The sequence below is a fragment of the Pseudomonas sp. CG7 genome, from assembly GCF_023701885.1.
In the GTDB taxonomy this organism is placed as follows: Bacteria; Pseudomonadota; Gammaproteobacteria; order Pseudomonadales; family Pseudomonadaceae; genus Aquipseudomonas; species Aquipseudomonas zanjanensis.
Genome location: NZ_JABAEE010000001.1, coordinates 169,867 through 187,304, shown reverse-complemented (window position 1 = coordinate 187,304; position 17,438 = coordinate 169,867). Strand labels below are relative to the sequence as shown.

16 protein-coding genes and 2 pseudogenes are annotated in these 17,438 nt (G+C 58.1%); 11 read left to right on the top strand and 7 right to left on the bottom strand.

What is annotated here, in order from left to right; genetic code table 11:
• Position 1 precedes the first annotated feature (1 nt).
• From qhpC to HGO40_RS00830, 3 genes are all read left to right on the top strand, one after another.
• Positions 2 to 325 carry a quinohemoprotein amine dehydrogenase subunit gamma gene (gene qhpC, locus HGO40_RS00840; protein WP_033061173.1) on the top strand — a complete coding sequence of 108 codons (324 nt, stop codon included), beginning with the start codon at positions 2 to 4 and terminating at the stop codon, positions 323 to 325.
• Positions 326 to 349: 24 nt separating this feature from the next.
• Positions 350 to 1,468 carry a quinohemoprotein amine dehydrogenase subunit beta gene (gene peaD, locus HGO40_RS00835; RefSeq protein ID WP_068934534.1) on the top strand — a complete coding sequence of 373 codons (1,119 nt, stop codon included), beginning with the start codon at positions 350 to 352 and terminating at the stop codon, positions 1,466 to 1,468.
• A gap of 84 nt (positions 1,469 to 1,552) precedes the next feature.
• A complete protein-coding gene (locus tag HGO40_RS00830; RefSeq protein ID WP_068934536.1) occupies positions 1,553 to 3,241 on the top strand; it encodes an AMP-binding protein in 1,689 nt (562 codons plus the stop codon).
• Positions 3,242 to 3,690: 449 nt separating this feature from the next.
• Here the strand turns inward: HGO40_RS00830 and HGO40_RS00825 are convergent, their stop codons facing one another.
• Positions 3,691 to 4,434, bottom strand: a complete 744-nt coding sequence (locus HGO40_RS00825) for a GntR family transcriptional regulator (protein WP_250961489.1) — start codon at positions 4,432 to 4,434, stop codon at positions 3,691 to 3,693.
• 134 nt (positions 4,435 to 4,568) lie between these two features.
• Between HGO40_RS00825 and HGO40_RS00820 the strand changes: the two genes are divergently transcribed.
• The 4 genes from HGO40_RS00820 to HGO40_RS00805 are packed head-to-tail and all read left to right on the top strand — an operon-like array spanning position 4,569 to position 9,618.
• Entirely contained in the window at positions 4,569 to 5,402 is an 834-nt protein-coding gene (locus HGO40_RS00820) for an ABC transporter ATP-binding protein (RefSeq protein WP_250961488.1), read from the top strand.
• Positions 5,399 to 6,400: an ABC transporter substrate-binding protein gene (locus tag HGO40_RS00815; protein WP_250961487.1), complete on the top strand. Its 1,002-nt coding sequence runs from the start codon at positions 5,399 to 5,401 to the stop codon at positions 6,398 to 6,400. Before HGO40_RS00820 ends, HGO40_RS00815 begins: the two co-directional genes overlap by 4 nt.
• 7 nt (positions 6,401 to 6,407) lie before the next feature.
• Positions 6,408 to 7,157, top strand: a complete 750-nt coding sequence (locus HGO40_RS00810) for an ABC transporter permease (protein ID WP_250961486.1) — start codon at positions 6,408 to 6,410, stop codon at positions 7,155 to 7,157.
• Between the two features lie 52 nt (positions 7,158 to 7,209).
• Positions 7,210 to 9,618 carry a hypothetical protein gene (locus HGO40_RS00805; protein WP_250961485.1) on the top strand — a complete coding sequence of 803 codons (2,409 nt, stop codon included), beginning with the start codon at positions 7,210 to 7,212 and terminating at the stop codon, positions 9,616 to 9,618.
• Between the two features lie 213 nt (positions 9,619 to 9,831).
• Here HGO40_RS00805 and HGO40_RS00800 read toward each other — a convergent pair whose 3' ends face one another.
• On the bottom strand, positions 9,832 to 10,737 hold the full coding sequence (locus tag HGO40_RS00800) for a LysR family transcriptional regulator (protein ID WP_250961484.1): 906 nt from the start codon (positions 10,735 to 10,737) through the stop codon (positions 9,832 to 9,834).
• An 87-nt stretch (positions 10,738 to 10,824) separates the two neighbouring features.
• Here HGO40_RS00800 and HGO40_RS00795 point away from each other — a divergent pair, with 87 nt between their 5' ends.
• From HGO40_RS00795 to HGO40_RS00785, 3 genes are read left to right on the top strand one after another with little or no spacing between them, the layout of a single operon-like run.
• Positions 10,825 to 11,955: an alanine racemase gene (locus HGO40_RS00795; RefSeq protein WP_250961483.1), complete on the top strand. Its 1,131-nt coding sequence runs from the start codon at positions 10,825 to 10,827 to the stop codon at positions 11,953 to 11,955.
• 48 nt (positions 11,956 to 12,003) lie between these two features.
• Entirely contained in the window at positions 12,004 to 12,375 is a 372-nt protein-coding gene (locus HGO40_RS00790; RefSeq protein ID WP_250961482.1) for a RidA family protein, read from the top strand.
• A gap of 24 nt (positions 12,376 to 12,399) precedes the next feature.
• Positions 12,400 to 13,062 carry an HAD family hydrolase gene (locus HGO40_RS00785; RefSeq protein ID WP_250961481.1) on the top strand — a complete coding sequence of 221 codons (663 nt, stop codon included), beginning with the start codon at positions 12,400 to 12,402 and terminating at the stop codon, positions 13,060 to 13,062.
• Between the two features lie 235 nt (positions 13,063 to 13,297).
• On the opposite strand, the gene HGO40_RS00780 is transcribed toward HGO40_RS00785, so the two are convergent.
• The 3 genes and pseudogenes from HGO40_RS00780 to HGO40_RS30605 form a co-directional block, all read right to left on the bottom strand.
• Entirely contained in the window at positions 13,298 to 14,020 is a 723-nt protein-coding gene (locus tag HGO40_RS00780) for a hypothetical protein (protein WP_250961480.1), read from the bottom strand.
• 238 nt (positions 14,021 to 14,258) lie between these two features.
• Positions 14,259 to 14,375 (bottom strand): annotated as a pseudogene (locus HGO40_RS00775) (IS3 family transposase); the annotation flags it as partial.
• A gap of 98 nt (positions 14,376 to 14,473) precedes the next feature.
• Positions 14,474 to 14,663: pseudogene (locus tag HGO40_RS30605) on the bottom strand (EamA family transporter); the annotation flags it as partial.
• A gap of 319 nt (positions 14,664 to 14,982) precedes the next feature.
• Here HGO40_RS30605 and HGO40_RS00770 point away from each other — a divergent pair.
• The gene (locus HGO40_RS00770; protein WP_250961479.1) at positions 14,983 to 15,759 is read left to right on the top strand and encodes an EAL domain-containing protein; all 777 of its coding nucleotides are present in this window, start codon (positions 14,983 to 14,985) and stop codon (positions 15,757 to 15,759) included.
• Positions 15,760 to 15,847: 88 nt separating this feature from the next.
• On the opposite strand, the gene HGO40_RS00765 is transcribed toward HGO40_RS00770, so the two are convergent.
• Positions 15,848 to 16,252 (bottom strand): hypothetical protein, encoded by a 405-nt coding sequence (locus HGO40_RS00765; RefSeq protein WP_250961478.1) that lies wholly within the window; start codon positions 16,250 to 16,252, stop codon positions 15,848 to 15,850.
• A gap of 172 nt (positions 16,253 to 16,424) precedes the next feature.
• Positions 16,425 to 17,405: an AraC family transcriptional regulator gene (locus tag HGO40_RS00760; RefSeq protein WP_250961477.1), complete on the bottom strand. Its 981-nt coding sequence runs from the start codon at positions 17,403 to 17,405 to the stop codon at positions 16,425 to 16,427.
• Positions 17,406 to 17,438: the final 33 nt, after the last annotated feature.

Below are 17,438 nucleotides of genomic sequence, written 5' to 3'. Positions count from 1 at the left end.
TATGAAACATCTCAAGGCAATCAACAACAAAGCCCAGAAGCTCGATCAGGCCGCGGCCGAAAACCGTATCGAAGAAGTGGTGGCGATGAGCTCCGTCGCCGGCTGTGCCTCGACCACTGATCCAGGTTGGGAAATCGACGCGTTTGGCGGCGTGTCGTCGCTGTGCCAGCCAATGGAAGCCGACCTGTATGGCTGCTCCGACCCATGCTGGTGGCCGGCCCAGGTGCCGGACATGATGAGCACCTACCCGGACTGGAACAAGGATGCCCAGGCGTCCAACGACAACTGGCGCAACCTCGGCACTGTCTTTCCGAAAGACAAGTGACCGGACATGAAGAAGGAATCCAGCATGCAATGCATCAAAGCCTGCGGCTTGGCCGCGTTCGGTGTCCTGGGCGTTATATCGCTCAGTGTTTTGGCCGATGAAAACACCGCGCTCCAAAGCGGTCACGAATACATGGTGACCACCAATTATCCGAACAACCTGCACGTGATCGACCTGGCCACCGACAGCTTGTTCAAGACCTGCAAAATGCCCGACGCCTTCGGTCCTGGCACCGTGCAGCTGTCGCCGGATCGCAAGACCGCCTACGTGCTGAACAACCACTACGCGGATGTCTACGGCGTTGAGCTGGACAGCTGCAAGCAGGTCTTCCACGCCAGCATTACCCAGAAACCGGGTGAGAAAGCGAAGTCGATGTTCGCCTTTACCCTCAGCCATGACGGCAAGGAACTGTTCACCATCGCCAATCCGACGTTGATGCTCAACGATCGTTACGAGGTGCAGCAACCTCGGCTTGATGTGTACGCCACCGATGCCGGCATGGACGCCAAACCCATTCGTAGTTTCCCGGCGCCCCGGCAGCTGACCATCATGCAAAGCGGCGACGATGGCACGTTGTATGTGGCGGGAGCGGATGTCTACAAGGTCAACGTGAACACTGGCAAGTTCGACGTGCTGATTCCCAGTCGCCATTGGAAACGTGCCAATTACAGCGCACCGGATGTGCTCTACGTGTGGAACCAGCAGACCTACCGTCATGATTTTTCGCTGCTCTACACCGCAGCGAAATTCAAGGACAAGAAGCAGGACCCGGCGACCGCCGAGTACCTCTATGGGCTGTTCAGCATCGACCTGAAAACCGGCAAGACCGAAACCACCGACTTCGGCCCCCTGACGGAAATCTACTTCAGTGGCATGCGTTCGCCCAGAGACCCGAACCTGATGTTCGGCGTGCTCAACCGGCTGGCCAAGTACGACATCAAGCAGAAAAAACTGCTTCAGGCCGCTACGCTGGATCATTCCTACTACTGCATTTCGTTCAACAAGGCCGGCAGCAAGATTTATCTGGCGGGTACCTTCAACGACGTAGCGGTGTTCGATGCCGACAGTTTGAAGCAGATCGGCAACATCAAATTGCCCGGCGGTGACATGGCGATTACCACGGCGCAAATATTCACGCGTTAAAAACAAAGAGGACAAGTCATTCAACAAGGGCACCTGCGGGGTAAACCCCCCGGCCCACACCTGGATCGTACAGAGAGAATCGATATGAGTGTTCCCAGTTACACCAGTGGACCGCAAACCACACCCTTGCTGGCGATGACCATCGGCGCAGCGTTCGATCGAGCGGTGGAACGGTTCACCGATGGCGAAGCGTTGGTCGTACGGCATCAAGGGCTGCGCTATACCTGGGCACAGTTGGCCGCGGAGGTGGATCGTTGCGCCCGAGGGTTGCTCGCGCTGGGCCTCAAGGCCGGTGAACGGATAGGCATCTGGTCGCCGAACTGCGCGCAATGGTGCATCACCCAGTTCGCAACCGCCAAGGTGGGGGCGGTGCTGGTGAACATCAACCCGGCCTACCGTCTGACCGAGCTTGAGTACACGCTCAAGCAATCGGGGTGTCGCTGGCTGATTTGTGCCGACTCGTTCAAGACTTCCAACTACCACGCGATGCTTCACGATCTGCTGCCCGAACTCCACCGCTGCGCTATCGGCGTACTGGAAAGCGGCCGGTTGCCTGAATTGCGGGGCGTGATCAGCCTCGGCGACACGCCGGCTGACGGCATGTTGTCATGGGAGGGCCTGTTGGACCTGGCGGAACAAGTGCCTGCGGAACAACTACGGCAATGCGGTGAGCAACTGCAGTTCGACGACCCCGTCAACATCCAGTACACCTCGGGTACCACTGGATTTCCCAAAGGTGCCACCCTCAGTCACTACAATATCCTGAATAACGGTTTCATGGTCGGTGAAAGCCTGAAGCTCAGCGAGCACGACAGGTTAGTGATACCGGTGCCGCTGTATCACTGCTTCGGCATGGTCATGGGCAATCTGGGGTGTGTCACCCACGGAACGACAATGATCTACCCCAGCGCAGCCTTCGATCCGCTGGAGACCCTGCGGGCCGCCGCACAGGAGAAAGCGACCGGCATGTATGGCGTGCCGACGATGTTCATTGCCATGCTCGACCACCCGGAGCGCCAATTATTGGACTTGAGCCGTCTGCGAACGGGCATCATGGCCGGCTCCACCTGCCCGATCGAAGTCATGAAGCGAGTGATCGACGACCTGCACCTCAAGGAGATGCAGATCGCCTACGGCATGACCGAAACCAGCCCGGTCTCCACCCAGACCGGCCCGGACGACGATATCGAGCACCGGGTCACCCGTGTCGGCCGCACTCAGCCGCATCTGGAAAGCAAGATCGTCGATGAGCAAAACCGGATCGTTGCTCGCGGTCAGATCGGCGAACTGTGTACCCGAGGCTACAGCGTAATGCTCGGCTACTGGAACAACCCGCAAGCGACCGCGGAGGCCATCGACGACGCAGGCTGGATGCACACCGGTGACCTGGCAATCATGGATGAGGAGGGTTACCTGAGGATCATCGGGCGCAATAAGGACATGATTATTCGGGGCGGCGAGAATGTTTATCCGCGCGAAATCGAAGAGTTCTTCTTTACTCATCCTTCGGTAGCAGATGTGCAGGTCATCGGTGTGCCGGACAAAGCCTACGGAGAAGAGATTGTAGCTTGGGTCAGGTTGCATGAGGGGCACCAGGTCAGCGCCGACGAGTTGCGCGAGTATTGCAAAGGTCGGATCGCTCACTTCAAGACGCCGCGCCATTTCAAGTTCGTTAACGATTTTCCGATGACCGTCAGCGGCAAGGTGCAGAAATTCCGCATGCGTGAAATCAGCGTAGAGGAATTGGGATCACCGAAAAGCGACTTTTTATAGTCATTGGCAATTCGCCGCATGCAGCTTTAATCGCCAGGATCCGGTTGTGAGCGGCCATCGAGTCGGCTGCCAATGCGGACTTTGCCGCCCGATGGGCTATAGATCGAACAAAGTCGCATAGATTCGAGGCCACCCTCTTAGCCCTTGATGCACGTCAAAAACAAGTCCAGAATCAAGCCTTTCCTGCCCCGGCAAGAAAAGAAACCCCCTTAAATTTCAACGAGTCGGATGCCAGATACAAGTCTCGTTTCCCGCTCCAAGATTCAGAAAAAAGCCACTCAGATGAGTGGCTTTTTTTTGTGCCTGAATTTTATATGCAGAGGCGCGAGTTCGTTGGCCCCTCAAATGGTTCTGGCCGGTGGACGCACCTGATCAGGCTGAGTTTCCGATACAGAGCTAACACCTTCGGTAACGCGTGGGGGGCAACGCCCTGTGCGCTGTTCCGACGGCTACACACCTGAAGTGGTTTTGAAAACCCCACTGAGAATAAAGGCATAACGTTCCGGCCGAATGTAAAACGTCGTGCGGTCGCAACAGCGGCCATCGGCGAAATAGGATGTGCGCTCCATGACCAGTAGCGCCGCGCCGCGTTTGACGTGCAGCGCATTGGCTAAGCTTTTGTCAGCCTCCTGGGCGCGGATCGCCAAGTCAGCGCGGATAACCGCCAGGCCGGTGATTGATTCGAGGATGGAATAGATCGGCTGATGTTCGACTTCGCTCCAGGCCACGTCGGCCAACTCCGCCGGTAAGTGACTGCGGCCCAGGGCAATGGGTTCGTCATCGACGAAGTGCAGGCGCTCCAGCAGCAGGCAGTCGTCTGCCGCTTTAAACAAACCCCGCATGGCTTCCGGAACAGGCAACAGGGCATGGCTGAGTACCCGCATGCTCGGTTGCAGCCCTTGCAGCAACAACGCCTCATGAAAACTGCGCAACGCATCCAGGCCGTGGCGTACCTGTTTGGCTGCGACGAAGGTGCCTTTGCCTTGCTTGCGCTCCACCACACCGTCGTCGCTGAGCTTGCCCACCGCCAGGCGAACCGTGACGCGGCTCACGCCGAACCGTTCGCCCAACTGCGCCTCGGACGGTAGTTTGCCGCTGGGTTCGAAATCGCCGCGCTGAATTTCCTCCAGCAGTTGATGGGCAATCTGTTCGTAAAGCGAGGTGCTGCTGTCGCGAAGAATGGAGGTGGACACTGTCAGCTTCCATGGCCTTGAGTGGGGCAGGGCGCCTTCACTTCTAAGGTTATAAAAATAGGTTATTGGGACTACTTGTATTAATACGTATTATGTCAGGTATTGCCATTGTAAACGACCTGACGACACTTGCCATGCTCAAAACCCTTCCGCAGCTCCAAGCCGATGCCCTGACAGTTGCTGATATCAGCTTCCGTTACCCCAATGGGCATGCGGTGTTTTCCTCGTTCAGCCTGAACGCCAAGCCTGGTGAATTCGTCGCGATTCTCGGGCCATCCGGCTGCGGGAAAACCACGCTGTTGAACTTGCTGTCGGGTTTCATGCAGCCACAGGCTGGGCAGATCACCATCAACCAGACAGCGGTGCGGCCGGAGCGTTCGGAGTTGGGTTACGTGTTCCAGGCGCCGCAATTGTTTCCTTGGTTGAGCGCGTTGGAAAACGTCCGCTTCGGCCTGCGGATGAGCGCCCGCACCGCCGCCTCGCAGCAGCGCGAACAGGCCTTGCAGTACCTGCGCCTGGTCGGTCTGGAGAGCGCGGCGCATTGGTTGCCGCACCAGCTTTCCGGTGGCATGCAACAGCGCGTCTCCCTGGCCCGGACCCTGGCCCTGGACCCCAGCGTGTTGCTGATGGACGAGCCGTTCGCCGCGCTCGATGCCATCAGCCGCAACAGCATGAACGAAGAGACCTTGCGCATCTGGGCCGAACTGGGCCAGACGGTGCTGTTCATTACCCACGACATCGACGAAGCGGTGTTCCTGGCCGAGCGGGTCATCGTACTGAACATTGCCCCAGGAGGGATTCACAGCGAACTGGAGATCCAGCTGCCGCGCCCCCGAACCAACCTGACGACCCGCCGCCTGCCGGCGTTCCTCGATTACCGCAATGAGCTGATGACTCGCATCGCCCAGGTGATGAACGCGGGAGACGCCACGGTTTACCCCACCCCTCGCCTTGAGCTGACAGCATGATCAAACGTTCGCTGCTTGCCCTTACCTTGTCCGCCGCTACGTTGGCGGGCAGCGCATTTGCCGTGGCCGGCGAGGCGAAACCCTTGCGCGTGGGCTATGTTTTCGCCATGGCCAACGCCCCGGCGCTGATCGCCGACAAACAGGGTTACTACCGTGACGAGGGCTTGAATGTCGACCTCAAGGCGTTGGGCGATGGCCCGGTGATCCAGCAGGCATTGGCCGCCGGCGAACTGGACGTGGCCTATGTCGGCACCCCGCCGGTGTACCAGTGGTTTTCCCGCGGGCTGCAAAGCCGGATCCTGGCGAAGGTCAATTACGGCCAGGCCGCGGTGATTGTCGACGCCAAGAGCCCGATCACCCAGCTGGAAGCGCTCAAGGGGAAAAAGCTCGCCGGGGTCAAGAAGGGCAGTGGCATGGATGTGCTGCTGCGTGGTTATGTCCTGAAGGAAAAGGCCGGGCTCGATCCTGACAAGGACCTGGACATCATCGACATGCCGCCGGGCAACATGAACGCCGCCTTGGAACGCGGCATTGTCGATGCGGCATTTTCCTGGGAGCCCTTCGTCAGCCAATCGGTGCTGCGCGGTTCGAGCCGGATCCTGCTGGACGTCAACCAGGCGCTGCCCCAGTACCCGTGGTACGTGGTGATTGCCTTGCCAAAAACCTTGCAGGAGCGCCCGGACGATGTGGTGAAGCTGCTACGTGCCCACCGCAAGGCCATCGCCTTCCTCAATGAGCACCCCGTCGAATCGAACCGGCTCATCGCCGAGGCTTTCAAGCTGGAAGCGGTGCAGGGCATTGACGGCAAGATCATCACGCCGGAGGCCATCGTCGCTCAAGCGCGGACTCGGCTGGGCTGGTCGGCCGATTTGCGGGCCTCGGACATCCAATTCATCCAGCGTCTGATGGATTACTCCCACGACCTGGGTTTTATCGAGTCCACGCTCAAGGCCGAACAGATCGTGGATACCTCCTACCTGGAAAAATCCGCGCACTGAGTCCGTCATGTCCTTGCCAAAACCGAATTGGGGATGGGCGTCGTTGCCATTCCTGTTGTTGATATGGATCGCCTTGGCGAGCCGCTTTCCCACCTACATCCTGCCGCAGCCCTGGGACGTTGCCCGCGAGGCGCTGCGCTGGCTGGGGGATCGTTCGCTGTGGCAGCACCTGCAGGCCAGCGTGCTGGAAGAACTGGGTGGTTTTTGCGCCGCGGTGATCGTTGCGCTCGTGCTCGGCACGGCCGCAGGCCTGTCCTCGCGCTTTCGCGATTTCATCTCGCCGCTCAACAGCCTGTTCATGGCCATCCCGCCGATTGCCTGGGCGCCGCTGATCATGATCATTTTCGGCTTGGGCTATGTCTCCATCGTGCTGGTGATTTTCATTGCCGCAATGTTCCCCATGGCGGTGACGATCCAGGAGGGTGTGCAAAGCATCCGCGGCGGTGAAGTCCGTGCGGCGCGAACCTTGGGCGCCAACGCCTGGCAACTGTTGGCCCATGTCTATTTGCCGGCGTCGTTGCCGTTCGTGACCGCCGCCTTGCGCATCGGCTTCAGCCAGGGCTGGCGGGCGCTGGTCGCGGCGGAAATGATCGGCGCTTCCCAGGGCATCGGCTGGATGGTCGCCACCGGCGGACAGATCGGCAACAGCAGCCAGGTGCTGCTGGGCATCGTCGTGATCGGCCTGATCGCCTGGCTCATGGAGAGCTTCGTGTTCCGGCGCATCGAGCTTCACTACCAGAAATGGCGCATGCAATAAGCATCGTCCTACGTATTCGAACCCTTTAGTGGACCACTGCACGAGGTGTCATGTGAGTAACGTTTTCGATCCCCGCGAAGCCGGGCATTACATCGCCCCACAAGGCCTCTACGAGCGCAACAAGAAACGTCCGTTCCTGGGCAGCGTCCACTGCGATCGTGACACGCTGGTCGCCGGGCAGTGGGATGAAATCACCCTGGTGTACGAGGTCGGCGGCAGCGGCCTGGCCGATGGTGCGTGGCTTAAGCTGGCCTTCAAGTTCTATTCCGACTGGGCGTTGTTCCAGACCTCGAACCCGGCCGGTCCCAACTATGTCAGCGCCGAATACCAGGCCGGTGAGTTGGTCCCCGGCCAGAGTCAGGCCACGGTGCAGCACTTGAAAGTGCGCTTCGATCAGAAGGGCCACGAACGGCCGTTCCAGAAAGCGATCATCATCGACATCATCGACGGCTATTTGAACCCGGGCGACAAAGTCATCATCCGCCTCGGCGACCGCCGCCAGGGCGGGGCGGGGACGCGGGTGCAGAGTTTCGTCGAGAAGGATTTCCGTTTCCGCCTGTTCATTGACCCGTTGGGCAGCTCGAAATTTGCCGAGGTGCCGGGCGACCCCTTGCTGGACATCGTGCCGGGGCCGGCGCAGCGTATGCAATTGATCGTGCCGCGATTGGTCAGCGCCGGCGAGGCATTCGATGTGCTGTTGCGAGTGGACGATGCGTGGGGCAACACCTGCCGGAACCTGCCGCTCAACGGTGTCTTGACCCTGGTTGACCCGGAGGGCGGCGAGCGCCAACAGCCGTTCACATTGTCGTCCGAAGGGTGGGCGACGGCACGGCTCGAGGCGCTGGACCTCGGTGCCGTGGGCGAGTGGCGGTTGTCCGCGAAGGTGGATGCGCCGTTTGTCGACGGTGCCCAGGCCTTCGTCACTGTCGACCCGGCCGGCACGGCGTTGCGCCCGCTCTACGCCGACCTGCATGTGCACTCCGATGACACGGTGGGCACTAACGACACCCTGTACAACCTTAGCTACGGTCGCGATGTCGCCGGGCTCGATGTACTCGGCTACACCGCCAACGACTTCAATATCACCGAGCAGCGTTGGGACCAGGCGGTCAAGCTGATCCATGAACTCAATGAACCGGGCCGATTCGTGTGTTATCCCGGCACCGAATGGTGCGGGAACTCCTGTGCGGGCGGCGACCGCAACGTTGTGTTCCTGCATGACCGCAAACCCGAATTCCCTTTCGACAATCAGGGCCGGCTGGTGCGTTCCTTCGAATGGAACGAGTTCACTGCCGGCACCATCAAGCCGGGCGCCTGGCCGGTGGACGAGTTGTACGCTGCCTATGCCAAGGATCCCGAAGGCCACCTGATGATGCCCCACGGCGGCGGACGCCGTTGCAACCTCGACTGGCATCACCCGGAGCTTGAACGGCTGATCGAGGTCGGTTCGGCCTGGGGCCAGTTCCATTGGGTCTATGCCGAAGCGCTGCAGCGAGGCTATCGGGTCGGCGCCGCGGCGAACAGCGATGAGCATCAGGGCCGCTGCGGTGGCGGCGTTCCGGCCACGGCGGTGTTCGGCTCCCGTGGCGGGCTGACCGGCGTGGTCGCCGAGGCGTTCGACCGCGCCAGCGTCGGCAAGGCCCTGCGCGCCCGCCGCACCTTCGCCACGACCGGCGAGCGTTCGTTTGCCAGCCTGCGCCAGGGCAAGCACTTCATGGGCGAAGTCTTCACCGCCGATTCGAATGCCATTCTGGATTATCGACTATTGGGCGAGGCGGGCTGGGAGCAGGTCGATCTGTTTGATGGCGACCAATTGGTCTGGTCGCGCAACCTGCACCAGGAGCTGGGCTACAGCGCACAACGCATTCGCCTGCGCCTGGGTGGCGCACGGATCAAGGACCGTTATCGCGGGGCTTACTGGACTGGCGAGATCTGCATCACTGGCGCAGTCATCAACGGTTTTCGCGCCCTGGGCCTTGATCATCCCGAGCAGACCGTATGGCGCAAGGATGCAACGGTCCTGGCATTTCGCACTGACACCAATGGCGATACCGACAGCATCGAAATCGACCTGTCGCAACTGGCCGGCGCCACGCTGCAGATCCACAGCCGTATCGACAACTACGTCAAGGTTGGTGACCCGTCCGAACCGCAACCTTACGTACACGCGCCGATGGTGGTCATGGAGCTCACCGGCGAACAACTGCTGGCGCAATCGCAAGTGGTCGAAAATTTGCCCGGCGCGGAGTTGAAAATGTCCCTGGAGCGGATGACCGCTGCGCCGTTGCCCCGTGAGTTGCAGGGCAACATTGAGCTGGCGCGGTTGGGGCTTGAAGCAGGGCGAGAACACCCGTTGTTCATCTGCGCCCGGCAGCGCGACCAGTCACGGGTCTGGACGTCCGCGCTGTTTCTTGAGGTGGAGTTGCCAGTACATGCGCAATTGGACCGGAGTACCCATTAGCTAGAGGTTAAAAAGTGGTTGATGTGCGCTGCGGATTGAAACCGCAGGTGTTGGCGGTAGCAGCATTTGTTGAATCTTGATTGGTTTCATTCATCGTTCCTATGCATCGGGCATTGCTCTTAGCGATGCAAATGGCAGCTATCGACCCAAGCGGCCGGTCAGCATTGGTTAAAACAAGATTCTTCAAAGGGCCTTTTTCGAATAGAACAAGATCTATTGCCGCCAGAGCGGCTGTGGCCGGAATTGATCCTGGAGGAAGCGCAAAAATTTGAGCGTTCTCGCGGGCAAGCCTTCGCGTTGATGTGTCAGCGCAACAATATTGGCTTCTGGCAGTTTCCAACCAGGCAGTAGTCGTACCAACGTTCCCTCCGCCAGAGCGTCGGCACCGTCCCATTCAGAACGCAGGATGATGCCGTTCCCTTCGCAAGCCCATTGCCGAATAACACATCCATCGTTACAGCTCAACGCTGGGCGGATTCGCACATAGTGTGTTTTTCCCGCACGGGTGAAATGCCAGAGCGTGACGTCTTCGTTGTTTTCCCGCAATGCAATGCACGGCAGGGTAGCCAGCTGGTCGGGGTGTTCCGGCAGACCGTGCTGTTCAATGAAGTCGGGTGAGGCACATACGTAGCGACGGTTGGGTGCAATGGAATGGCCCACCAGGTTGGAGGTGCGCAGTTCCCCAATATGGATAACGACATCAAACCGGTCAGTCGCTTCGACCATAGGCTGTTCGGACAGACTCAATTGAATCTCTACGTCTGGATGCAGGCGCTGGAAAGCTGCCACCGCGGGGGCCACGTGCAGTCGTCCAAACCCGAACGGTGCATTGATTTTCAACGTGCCGACGAAGCCGCTGCGCCGCTCTTGCAAACCAGCCAACAGGGAATCGAACTGCTCGACCAGGTCAGCCCCACGCAGGCATAGGAACTCGCCCTCATCGGTAAAGCGCAGTTGCCGGGCTGACCGATCCAGCAATCGAATCGACAGTTTTTTCTCCATTTGCTGAAGTCGTTGGGTCACCGCCGAAGGCGTCAGGCCCAGCTTGCGTGACGCAGCCAACAAACTCTCGCTTTCCCGGATGACCAAGAGAAAACGGATATCAAACGTCTCGTTCATTAAGAATCACTGAATATTAGAATAAGTATTATTAAATTTTAATCTGAAACTGGAGGCTTAGAATAGCGCCATTCCAGGAGACCACACATGTCAGCATTCACTCATATCGAAACCCCCGCCTTATTGCTGGATCGCGATCGACTCGATGCCAACATCCAACGGATGCGCAATAAGCTGGCCGCATTCAACGTGATATTGCGGCCACATGTGAAGACCAACAAATCGTTGGAAGTCACCGAGCGATTGTTTGCAGGCGGGCGCGGCCCTATCACTGTTTCAACGTTGCGGGAGGCAGATTTCTTTTTCGAGGCCGGGTTTACCGACATCTTGTACGGCGTTGGCATTGCGCCTAACAAGTTCGCTCATGCCGCTGCATTGATCGGCAAAGGCGTACAGCTCAAGGTGGTACTCGACAATCTGGACACCGCCAGGTTACTGGCCGAGTTCGCCAAAACGTCGGGTCATGTCTTTGATGTTCTGCTGGAAATCGATTGCGACGGTCACCGTTCCGGTCTCGACCCGCAATCACCGCTGTTGGTGGAAATTGCGCAGTTGTTGAGCGCCAGAGGCGTCAGGGTCAGCGGCCTGATGACCCACGCCGGCAAGTCCTACGACAGCCAGTCGATTGCGGAAATTGAAGCCAGCGCCCGGCAGGAACGCGCGGCGATTATCGAGGCCAGCCAACTGCTGGCAAGTGCAGGTTTCAACCTGTCGATCATCAGTGTCGGCTCGACACCCACGGCACTTTTTACTGAGAACTTATCAGGGGTGACAGAAGTACGTGCGGGTGTGTTCGCCTTCTTCGATCTGGTCATGGCGGGCTTGGGCGTTTGTCAGGTGCAAGATATTGCCGTCTCGGTTTTGACCACTGTCATTGGTCATCAAATAGAGAAAGGCTGGATCATTACGGATGCGGGATGGATGGCGCTTTCTCGTGATCGTGGTACCGCTAAACAAGCGGTCGATCAGGGCTATGGCATCGTGTGTGACGCCGCGGGCCTGCCCATTGGCGATCTGATCGTCAGCGCCACCAATCAGGAGCACGGAATCATTTCATCCCGGGCCGGGAAGCTTGAAGCCTCGAACTTGCTGCCCTTGGGCACGCTGCTGCGGATCCTGCCGAATCACGCCTGTGCCACCTCGGCGCAGCACGCGGGTTATCACGTTCTCAGCGAGGGGCGCGGGGTGGGTTATTGGCCACGCATCGCGGGTTGGTAATTAATTCGTTCAACAGAACACACAACTTTGAACGATCAAGGGGGGCAAATGAACTTGATCACAGCAGAGAAACTGCCAGTGCCCGGTGGGCATTATTCACACGGTGCCATGGCAGGAAAACTTCTATTTATTTCCGGCCAGTTGCCGTTTCCACCTGATGCACAAGAATTCCCCGATGGAATAGAAGCCCAGGCTATTCAGGCAATGGCAAATGTCGAAGCGGTGCTTCAGGCAGCGGGTGCTTCACTTAGTCACTTGGTCAGCGTGCAAATATACATCGTTGATGTTGCTGACTGGCCGACTGTGAACCTCGCGTATGCAACGCTAATGGGGCCGCACCGTCCCGCAAGGGTGATCATTCCGTGTGGTCCACTCCATCACGGGGCCTTGGTGGAAATATCCGCAGTGGCTGAAATTTGAATACTTTCAAGAAGGGCACTCGTCATGAATTCGATTGAAAACAATCTTCAGCAAACTCCTGTGAAGCTCGTGCTGTTCGATTTGCTCACCGCTCTGCTGGACTCATGGACGCTATGGAACTGCGTGGCAGGTTCCGATGAAATAGGGCGCACCTGGCGTATGGCTTATTTGAAGGCGACCTATGGCTGTGGTGCCTACCGACCTTATGAAACATTGGTCGAGGAGGCTGCGATCAGTGTGGGACTGGGCAAGGAAGCCGCGCAAAATCTGGAGGCGCGCTGGATGCAGTTGCAACCTTGGCCTGAGGCCAAACGCGTGCTCACCGAGTTGGCGCCGCACTACAAACTCGGGGTGGTCACCAACTGTTCGGAGCGGTTGGGGCATATCGCAGCGGATCTTCTAGGCGTGCCATTTGACGTCATTGTCACTTCTGAACAGGCCGGCTTCTACAAGCCCGATGCGCGACCCTACAGGCTCGCCCTGCAAATAGCGGGCGTCGAGCCCGCTCACGCCATATTCGTAGCGGGCTCAGCTTACGATCTGTTTGGCACGCAGAAAGTCGGCTTGCCAACTTTCTGGCACAACAGGATAGGGCTCGATGCGCCCGCAGGTGCGCCTGATCCATTAATCATGCGTCCGACACTCGATAGCCTGGTTGAGGATATTAAAAACCTGGGCGGTGAATAAACGGGGTATTGCTTATTACCGTCATTCTTTAAATCAGTCCCGGTAGAGGCGGTGCTTACAATGGCGCCTCCGCTGGATAGCACTTTCAACATGCCGCGAACAAGCGGCCCGTAGCTTCAATTATTCCTGTCTCTCACTTCAAAACAAATTCTTCCATCAAAGGAAGGTGTATGTAATGGGTGCTGCGGTCCGAGGACCTCGCTGTGAAGTAGCGTGAGTTCCAAGAGCTTGCCAGTCAAACCGTCACGTCGACCTTATTGGCGCCTACGGGCATCTGGGTAACTGTTTCATGCGTCATCCGCTCGCCCTTGCTCCACAACTGGGAGGAGAAGAAGCCGTTCAGGGTATCTGCGTTTGGGGTTGTCCCTTTTTTAAGGAATAGGGCACCCAGATCGATGGTGTTCGCGAAGTTGTCCTTGTTCAGAATGTACCCACCCGTAAAGTTGCCACCCCACGTAGCGTCGGCGGCCACCAGGGCGATGGAGGCGTCGCGGTAGTTGCTCGCTGCCGCTTTCAATTCACTGGACTCATTCAGCAGCTCGTTCAGACGATCCATGTCGGAAGCGCTGAGCTGGCGTGAACTGTCGAGGACCTTGAGGCTGCCATCCGCTTCGATGGTGAAGCCAAATTTCTTGTCGGCGAGATCCGGATCGGTGTAAGCCAACGCTGATTGGAACGCTTCGAAAGAGCGTTTCAGCGATTGATGGGCGCTTTTGTGCCCCTCGGCAATTTGCGGGTAATCCGGCGACTGGGTGCGCGCGATCATGCTCTCGATCGATTCCGTTTCCGGGCTCGGCGCGGGCGCTTCATTGATTGGATGGTAAATTGCCGCCGGATTGATGTTGACCGTGGTTTTCAGCAAGTCTTCATTGAGGGTCTTGGTGGTCAATGGCTGGCTGGTTTGGCTCAGCTGAGCGGGTGATGGCCGGATAAATACAGAATTGATTGAAAGGGTCATGTCGTCATTCCTTGAACGTCTGAATTAGCAGGGTATCGACGGCCTATGAAAAAGCATGAGGGTGGAAGGGAAGGTCCAGCGGGATTGCATACGTGAAACTTTTTTTTAAACGGTCAGCTCCAGCGTTTTTTTGCAAGTGCACCGAGAAGCGGCCGGGGATCTCCAGACGATTGATACCGCCGACCCGCACATTGATTATTCGGGTTCAGCTCCGCCGACACCGGACTGAGTAGCTTCCTCGCATCCTGAACCGACCCAGTTGCTCACCGTCTTCACGCATGATCGACAAGATGCTGCGGCTGCCTGCAGCACTGCGACTTTCTGTGAACAATTCATTGACCCGACTGCGCAGCCGGGGCGGCATTGATTGTGCCAGGGGACTTACGATAGAGGCCGACTGCCAATCCCAAAATGATGATCGCAATTGAAATCAAGTTCGGTATCGAGATGTGGTACGCCAAGTATCGCGTGCTCCCCTTGCTGGATAGAAATGATGCCTCCCAACCCAACCAATGCCAGCAGCGCACCGAGAAGCTGAGCACCGCGAAGCTTCTCTTTGAACAGTAACGCCCCAACCCATGGTGAAGAACACGCTGAGCTGGATGATCAGCGAAGCAATACCGGGGCTGACGCCGACCTGAATGGCTTGGTCAGCCTGCTGCTGCCAGGCGCAGCCGCACCGGACCCCGTTAGCGCATTCACGATGCTGTTATCGGGGGTGGCATGAGGGATCTACTCACTGCTTGGCAAAACTGTCGCCGATCCGCTGGCCACCACAACCGGCAACTTCTTGCGCTCGATTCCCCTGGTCCTGATAGCAAGCGTGCCGTTTCTCTCAGCGCTGCGTTGGGATTCGCTGGGGATACTTTATACGGTTCTTTCCGGCGCGCCGACTCAGGTGGTGTCGGCTACAGTTCCTGGTAACCGCAGGAATGTATCTTGACCGCCACGGAATATTGCTCATGACGAAAAGCCCTCCGTTCCAATCGCTCGGCTGCGCCGAATGCCGCAACCATGAGGCGCTGGGGTTCGATTTCACCATGGCCTTCCAGCCTATTTTCAATGTCCGGACACACGCTGCGTTTGCTTATGAAGCGTTGGTCAGAGGCGTCAATGGTGAATCGGCTGGCTACATCCTGGGGCTCGTGAACGACAGCAACCGCTACCGATTCGACCAGGCTTGTCGGGTGAAAGCCATCGAGGAAGCCGCAAGGCTGGGCCTGCTGGACATTCCCGATTGCTTGCTGAGCATTAACTTCCTCCCGAACGCCGTATACCGGCCGGAGACGTGCATCCGGGCTACCCTGGAAGCGGCGCGCCTGGCCCATTTCCCGCCAGAAAGACTCATGTTCGAAGTGACCGAAGGCGAGAAGGTGGTCGATCCTGATCACCTCAAATCGATTTTTGTGGAGTACGAACGCCAGGGTTTCACTACCGCCATCGACGATTTTGGCGCGGGGTATTCGGGCCTTAACCTGTTGGCCATGTTCCAGCCGCAGGTGCTGAAGATTGACATGGCACTGACCCGAAGCATTGATCGAGACTTGGCCAAGCAAGCGATCGTCGAAGGCATCATCCTGGTCGCCAGGCGCTTGGATATCCTGGTCATCGCCGAAGGTGTCGAGACCCGTGAAGAAAGCTCGACGCTTCTAGGCATGGGGATCGAGCTGATGCAGGGATATTTGTATGCAAGACCCGAGGTCGGTCATCTTCCGGCGGGATGCTTTGACTTGGGTTGATGTGTCAAAGCCCTCCAGCGGCCAGCATTCTGGAGTCGCTCGTTGCAGTTGAATCGAAAGCACCCTCCGGCCGCGGTCCGAAGAAGCTTTACAGCGTGATACTGGTGGCGGGGTAGAACAGAATGTTGAATACGAAGAGGATCATCCAGAAACCAATTTCCAGTGTTTCGGTAATAGGCTGGATCTTTTTTATTGCGCCGTAGACATGCACGAAAAACATCAGTGTGAAGACCACGAAAAGAATATCGAAGGCATAACTGAAACTGGTACCGGTGGTGGCCGAACGCAACATTGCTATTTCAACGACTAGAATGAACGCGCCGAGGCAACGGCCGAAATAGATAGCCAGGTGTTCGTGTTCGGGGACGGTCCAGCGCATGAGCCGGGCCCATTGGAGCGGGGCGAGGAAGATGGGTAAGGCAAAGAACAGCGTGGTCACGATCATCAGGGTGGTGATGTATTCCTTGCTGTATGGCGCATAGTAGCCAAGCATTTAACAACTCCTTGTTTTATGGGGGCATCTAGGCACCCCTGCAGTAATTTTTATTGTTGTTGTGACTGGCTTGTTTTGCGGCGGGAAGTATTGCGAGGGCTGAGCAACAGCGTCAATGGTACGATAGCGCCTACTACCAAAGGCGCTGAGGGATGTAATACCACTCACACCCTTAGTTCCGATGCGGGGAAACAGCGGACTGCCTCGACTGACGACTCAATCCAGGCGTCTTGCCCGTAATGCGCTTGAATGCGCGACTGAAAGCGGCCTGGGAGGTATAGCCCAAGCGCTGCGCCACCTCTTCAATCGGCAGCCTTTCGAGCGTCAGCCACTGGCTCGCCAGCCGCATTCGCAGCTCGGTCACGTAGCGCAACGGGGCCATGCCAATCGTCATCTGGAAACGGTCAGCGAAGACTGAGCGAGAGGTATTGCATTGCTCCGCCAGCTGCGCAACGGTCCAGTCGCGCCCCGGTTGTTGATGGAGCGCGAGGAGTGCATTGGCCAAGCGTGGATCGCGCAATGCGGCGACCAGGCCAGAGGCATTACCGCAGGCGCACTCCACCCAACCGCGAACGACCATGGCGGCCACCACGTCGGCCAATCGCGCAAGTATGCCCGCGAAGCCGATACGTGCGGCGCTGACCTCGCGTTCCATGGTGGTCAGGATAGGCACCAGCCCGGGGTAACGCTGGCCGCCGGCATCGATCAGCATCAGGCCCGGCATTAGCCTGCCAAGGCCATGGATGCTGCCCAGTTCAAATTCCATGCAGCCACTGAACAAAACGGTGGGCGGCGTGGGGCTGGCATCGGTTCCGGCATCTACCGCGCTCACGGTATCGCCGAGGGGGGCGCCGTCCAGACGGTCGATGTCTTGAACAGGAACATCCGGATGGGAAAGCAATTGATGGGCCGCACCCTGGGAGATGAATACGGCGTTTCCAGCAGACAGTGCATAGGTTGCCCCGTCTTCCATCCGCAGCACCGCATTGCCGACCGCCAGGAAGTGGAACCAGGCATGCCCGGGTTTGGCAGCGAAGCCCAGGCCAAAGGTTGGACCGGCTTGAATACGCCGGTATTCGACGCCACGCAGGCGCATGCCGCGCAACAGCTCATTGATGAGTTCCGAGGAAAGGGCAAACTGATCGGTAGGCATTATTCAGGTGTTTCAGTCAAAAAATAGAGGTTC

Excerpts from the sequence above, each read along its gene's own strand:
- qhpC (WP_033061173.1), top strand. The coding sequence starts at position 2 with ATGAAACATCTCAAGGCAATCAACAACAAAGCCCAGAAGCTCGATCAG.
- peaD (WP_068934534.1), top strand. The coding sequence starts at position 350 with ATGCAATGCATCAAAGCCTGCGGCTTGGCCGCGTTCGGTGTCCTGGGC.
- HGO40_RS00830 (WP_068934536.1), top strand. The coding sequence starts at position 1,553 with ATGAGTGTTCCCAGTTACACCAGTGGACCGCAAACCACACCCTTGCTG.
- HGO40_RS00820 (WP_250961488.1), top strand. The coding sequence starts at position 4,569 with ATGCTCAAAACCCTTCCGCAGCTCCAAGCCGATGCCCTGACAGTTGCT.
- HGO40_RS00815 (WP_250961487.1), top strand. The coding sequence starts at position 5,399 with ATGATCAAACGTTCGCTGCTTGCCCTTACCTTGTCCGCCGCTACGTTG.
- HGO40_RS00810 (WP_250961486.1), top strand. The coding sequence starts at position 6,408 with ATGTCCTTGCCAAAACCGAATTGGGGATGGGCGTCGTTGCCATTCCTG.
- HGO40_RS00800 (WP_250961484.1), bottom strand. The coding sequence starts at position 10,737 with ATGAACGAGACGTTTGATATCCGTTTTCTCTTGGTCATCCGGGAAAGC.
- HGO40_RS00795 (WP_250961483.1), top strand. The coding sequence starts at position 10,825 with ATGTCAGCATTCACTCATATCGAAACCCCCGCCTTATTGCTGGATCGC.
- HGO40_RS00790 (WP_250961482.1), top strand. The coding sequence starts at position 12,004 with ATGAACTTGATCACAGCAGAGAAACTGCCAGTGCCCGGTGGGCATTAT.
- HGO40_RS00785 (WP_250961481.1), top strand. The coding sequence starts at position 12,400 with ATGAATTCGATTGAAAACAATCTTCAGCAAACTCCTGTGAAGCTCGTG.
- HGO40_RS00780 (WP_250961480.1), bottom strand. The coding sequence starts at position 14,020 with ATGACCCTTTCAATCAATTCTGTATTTATCCGGCCATCACCCGCTCAG.
- HGO40_RS00770 (WP_250961479.1), top strand. The coding sequence starts at position 14,983 with ATGACGAAAAGCCCTCCGTTCCAATCGCTCGGCTGCGCCGAATGCCGC.
- HGO40_RS00765 (WP_250961478.1), bottom strand. The coding sequence starts at position 16,252 with ATGCTTGGCTACTATGCGCCATACAGCAAGGAATACATCACCACCCTG.
- HGO40_RS00760 (WP_250961477.1), bottom strand. The coding sequence starts at position 17,405 with ATGCCTACCGATCAGTTTGCCCTTTCCTCGGAACTCATCAATGAGCTG.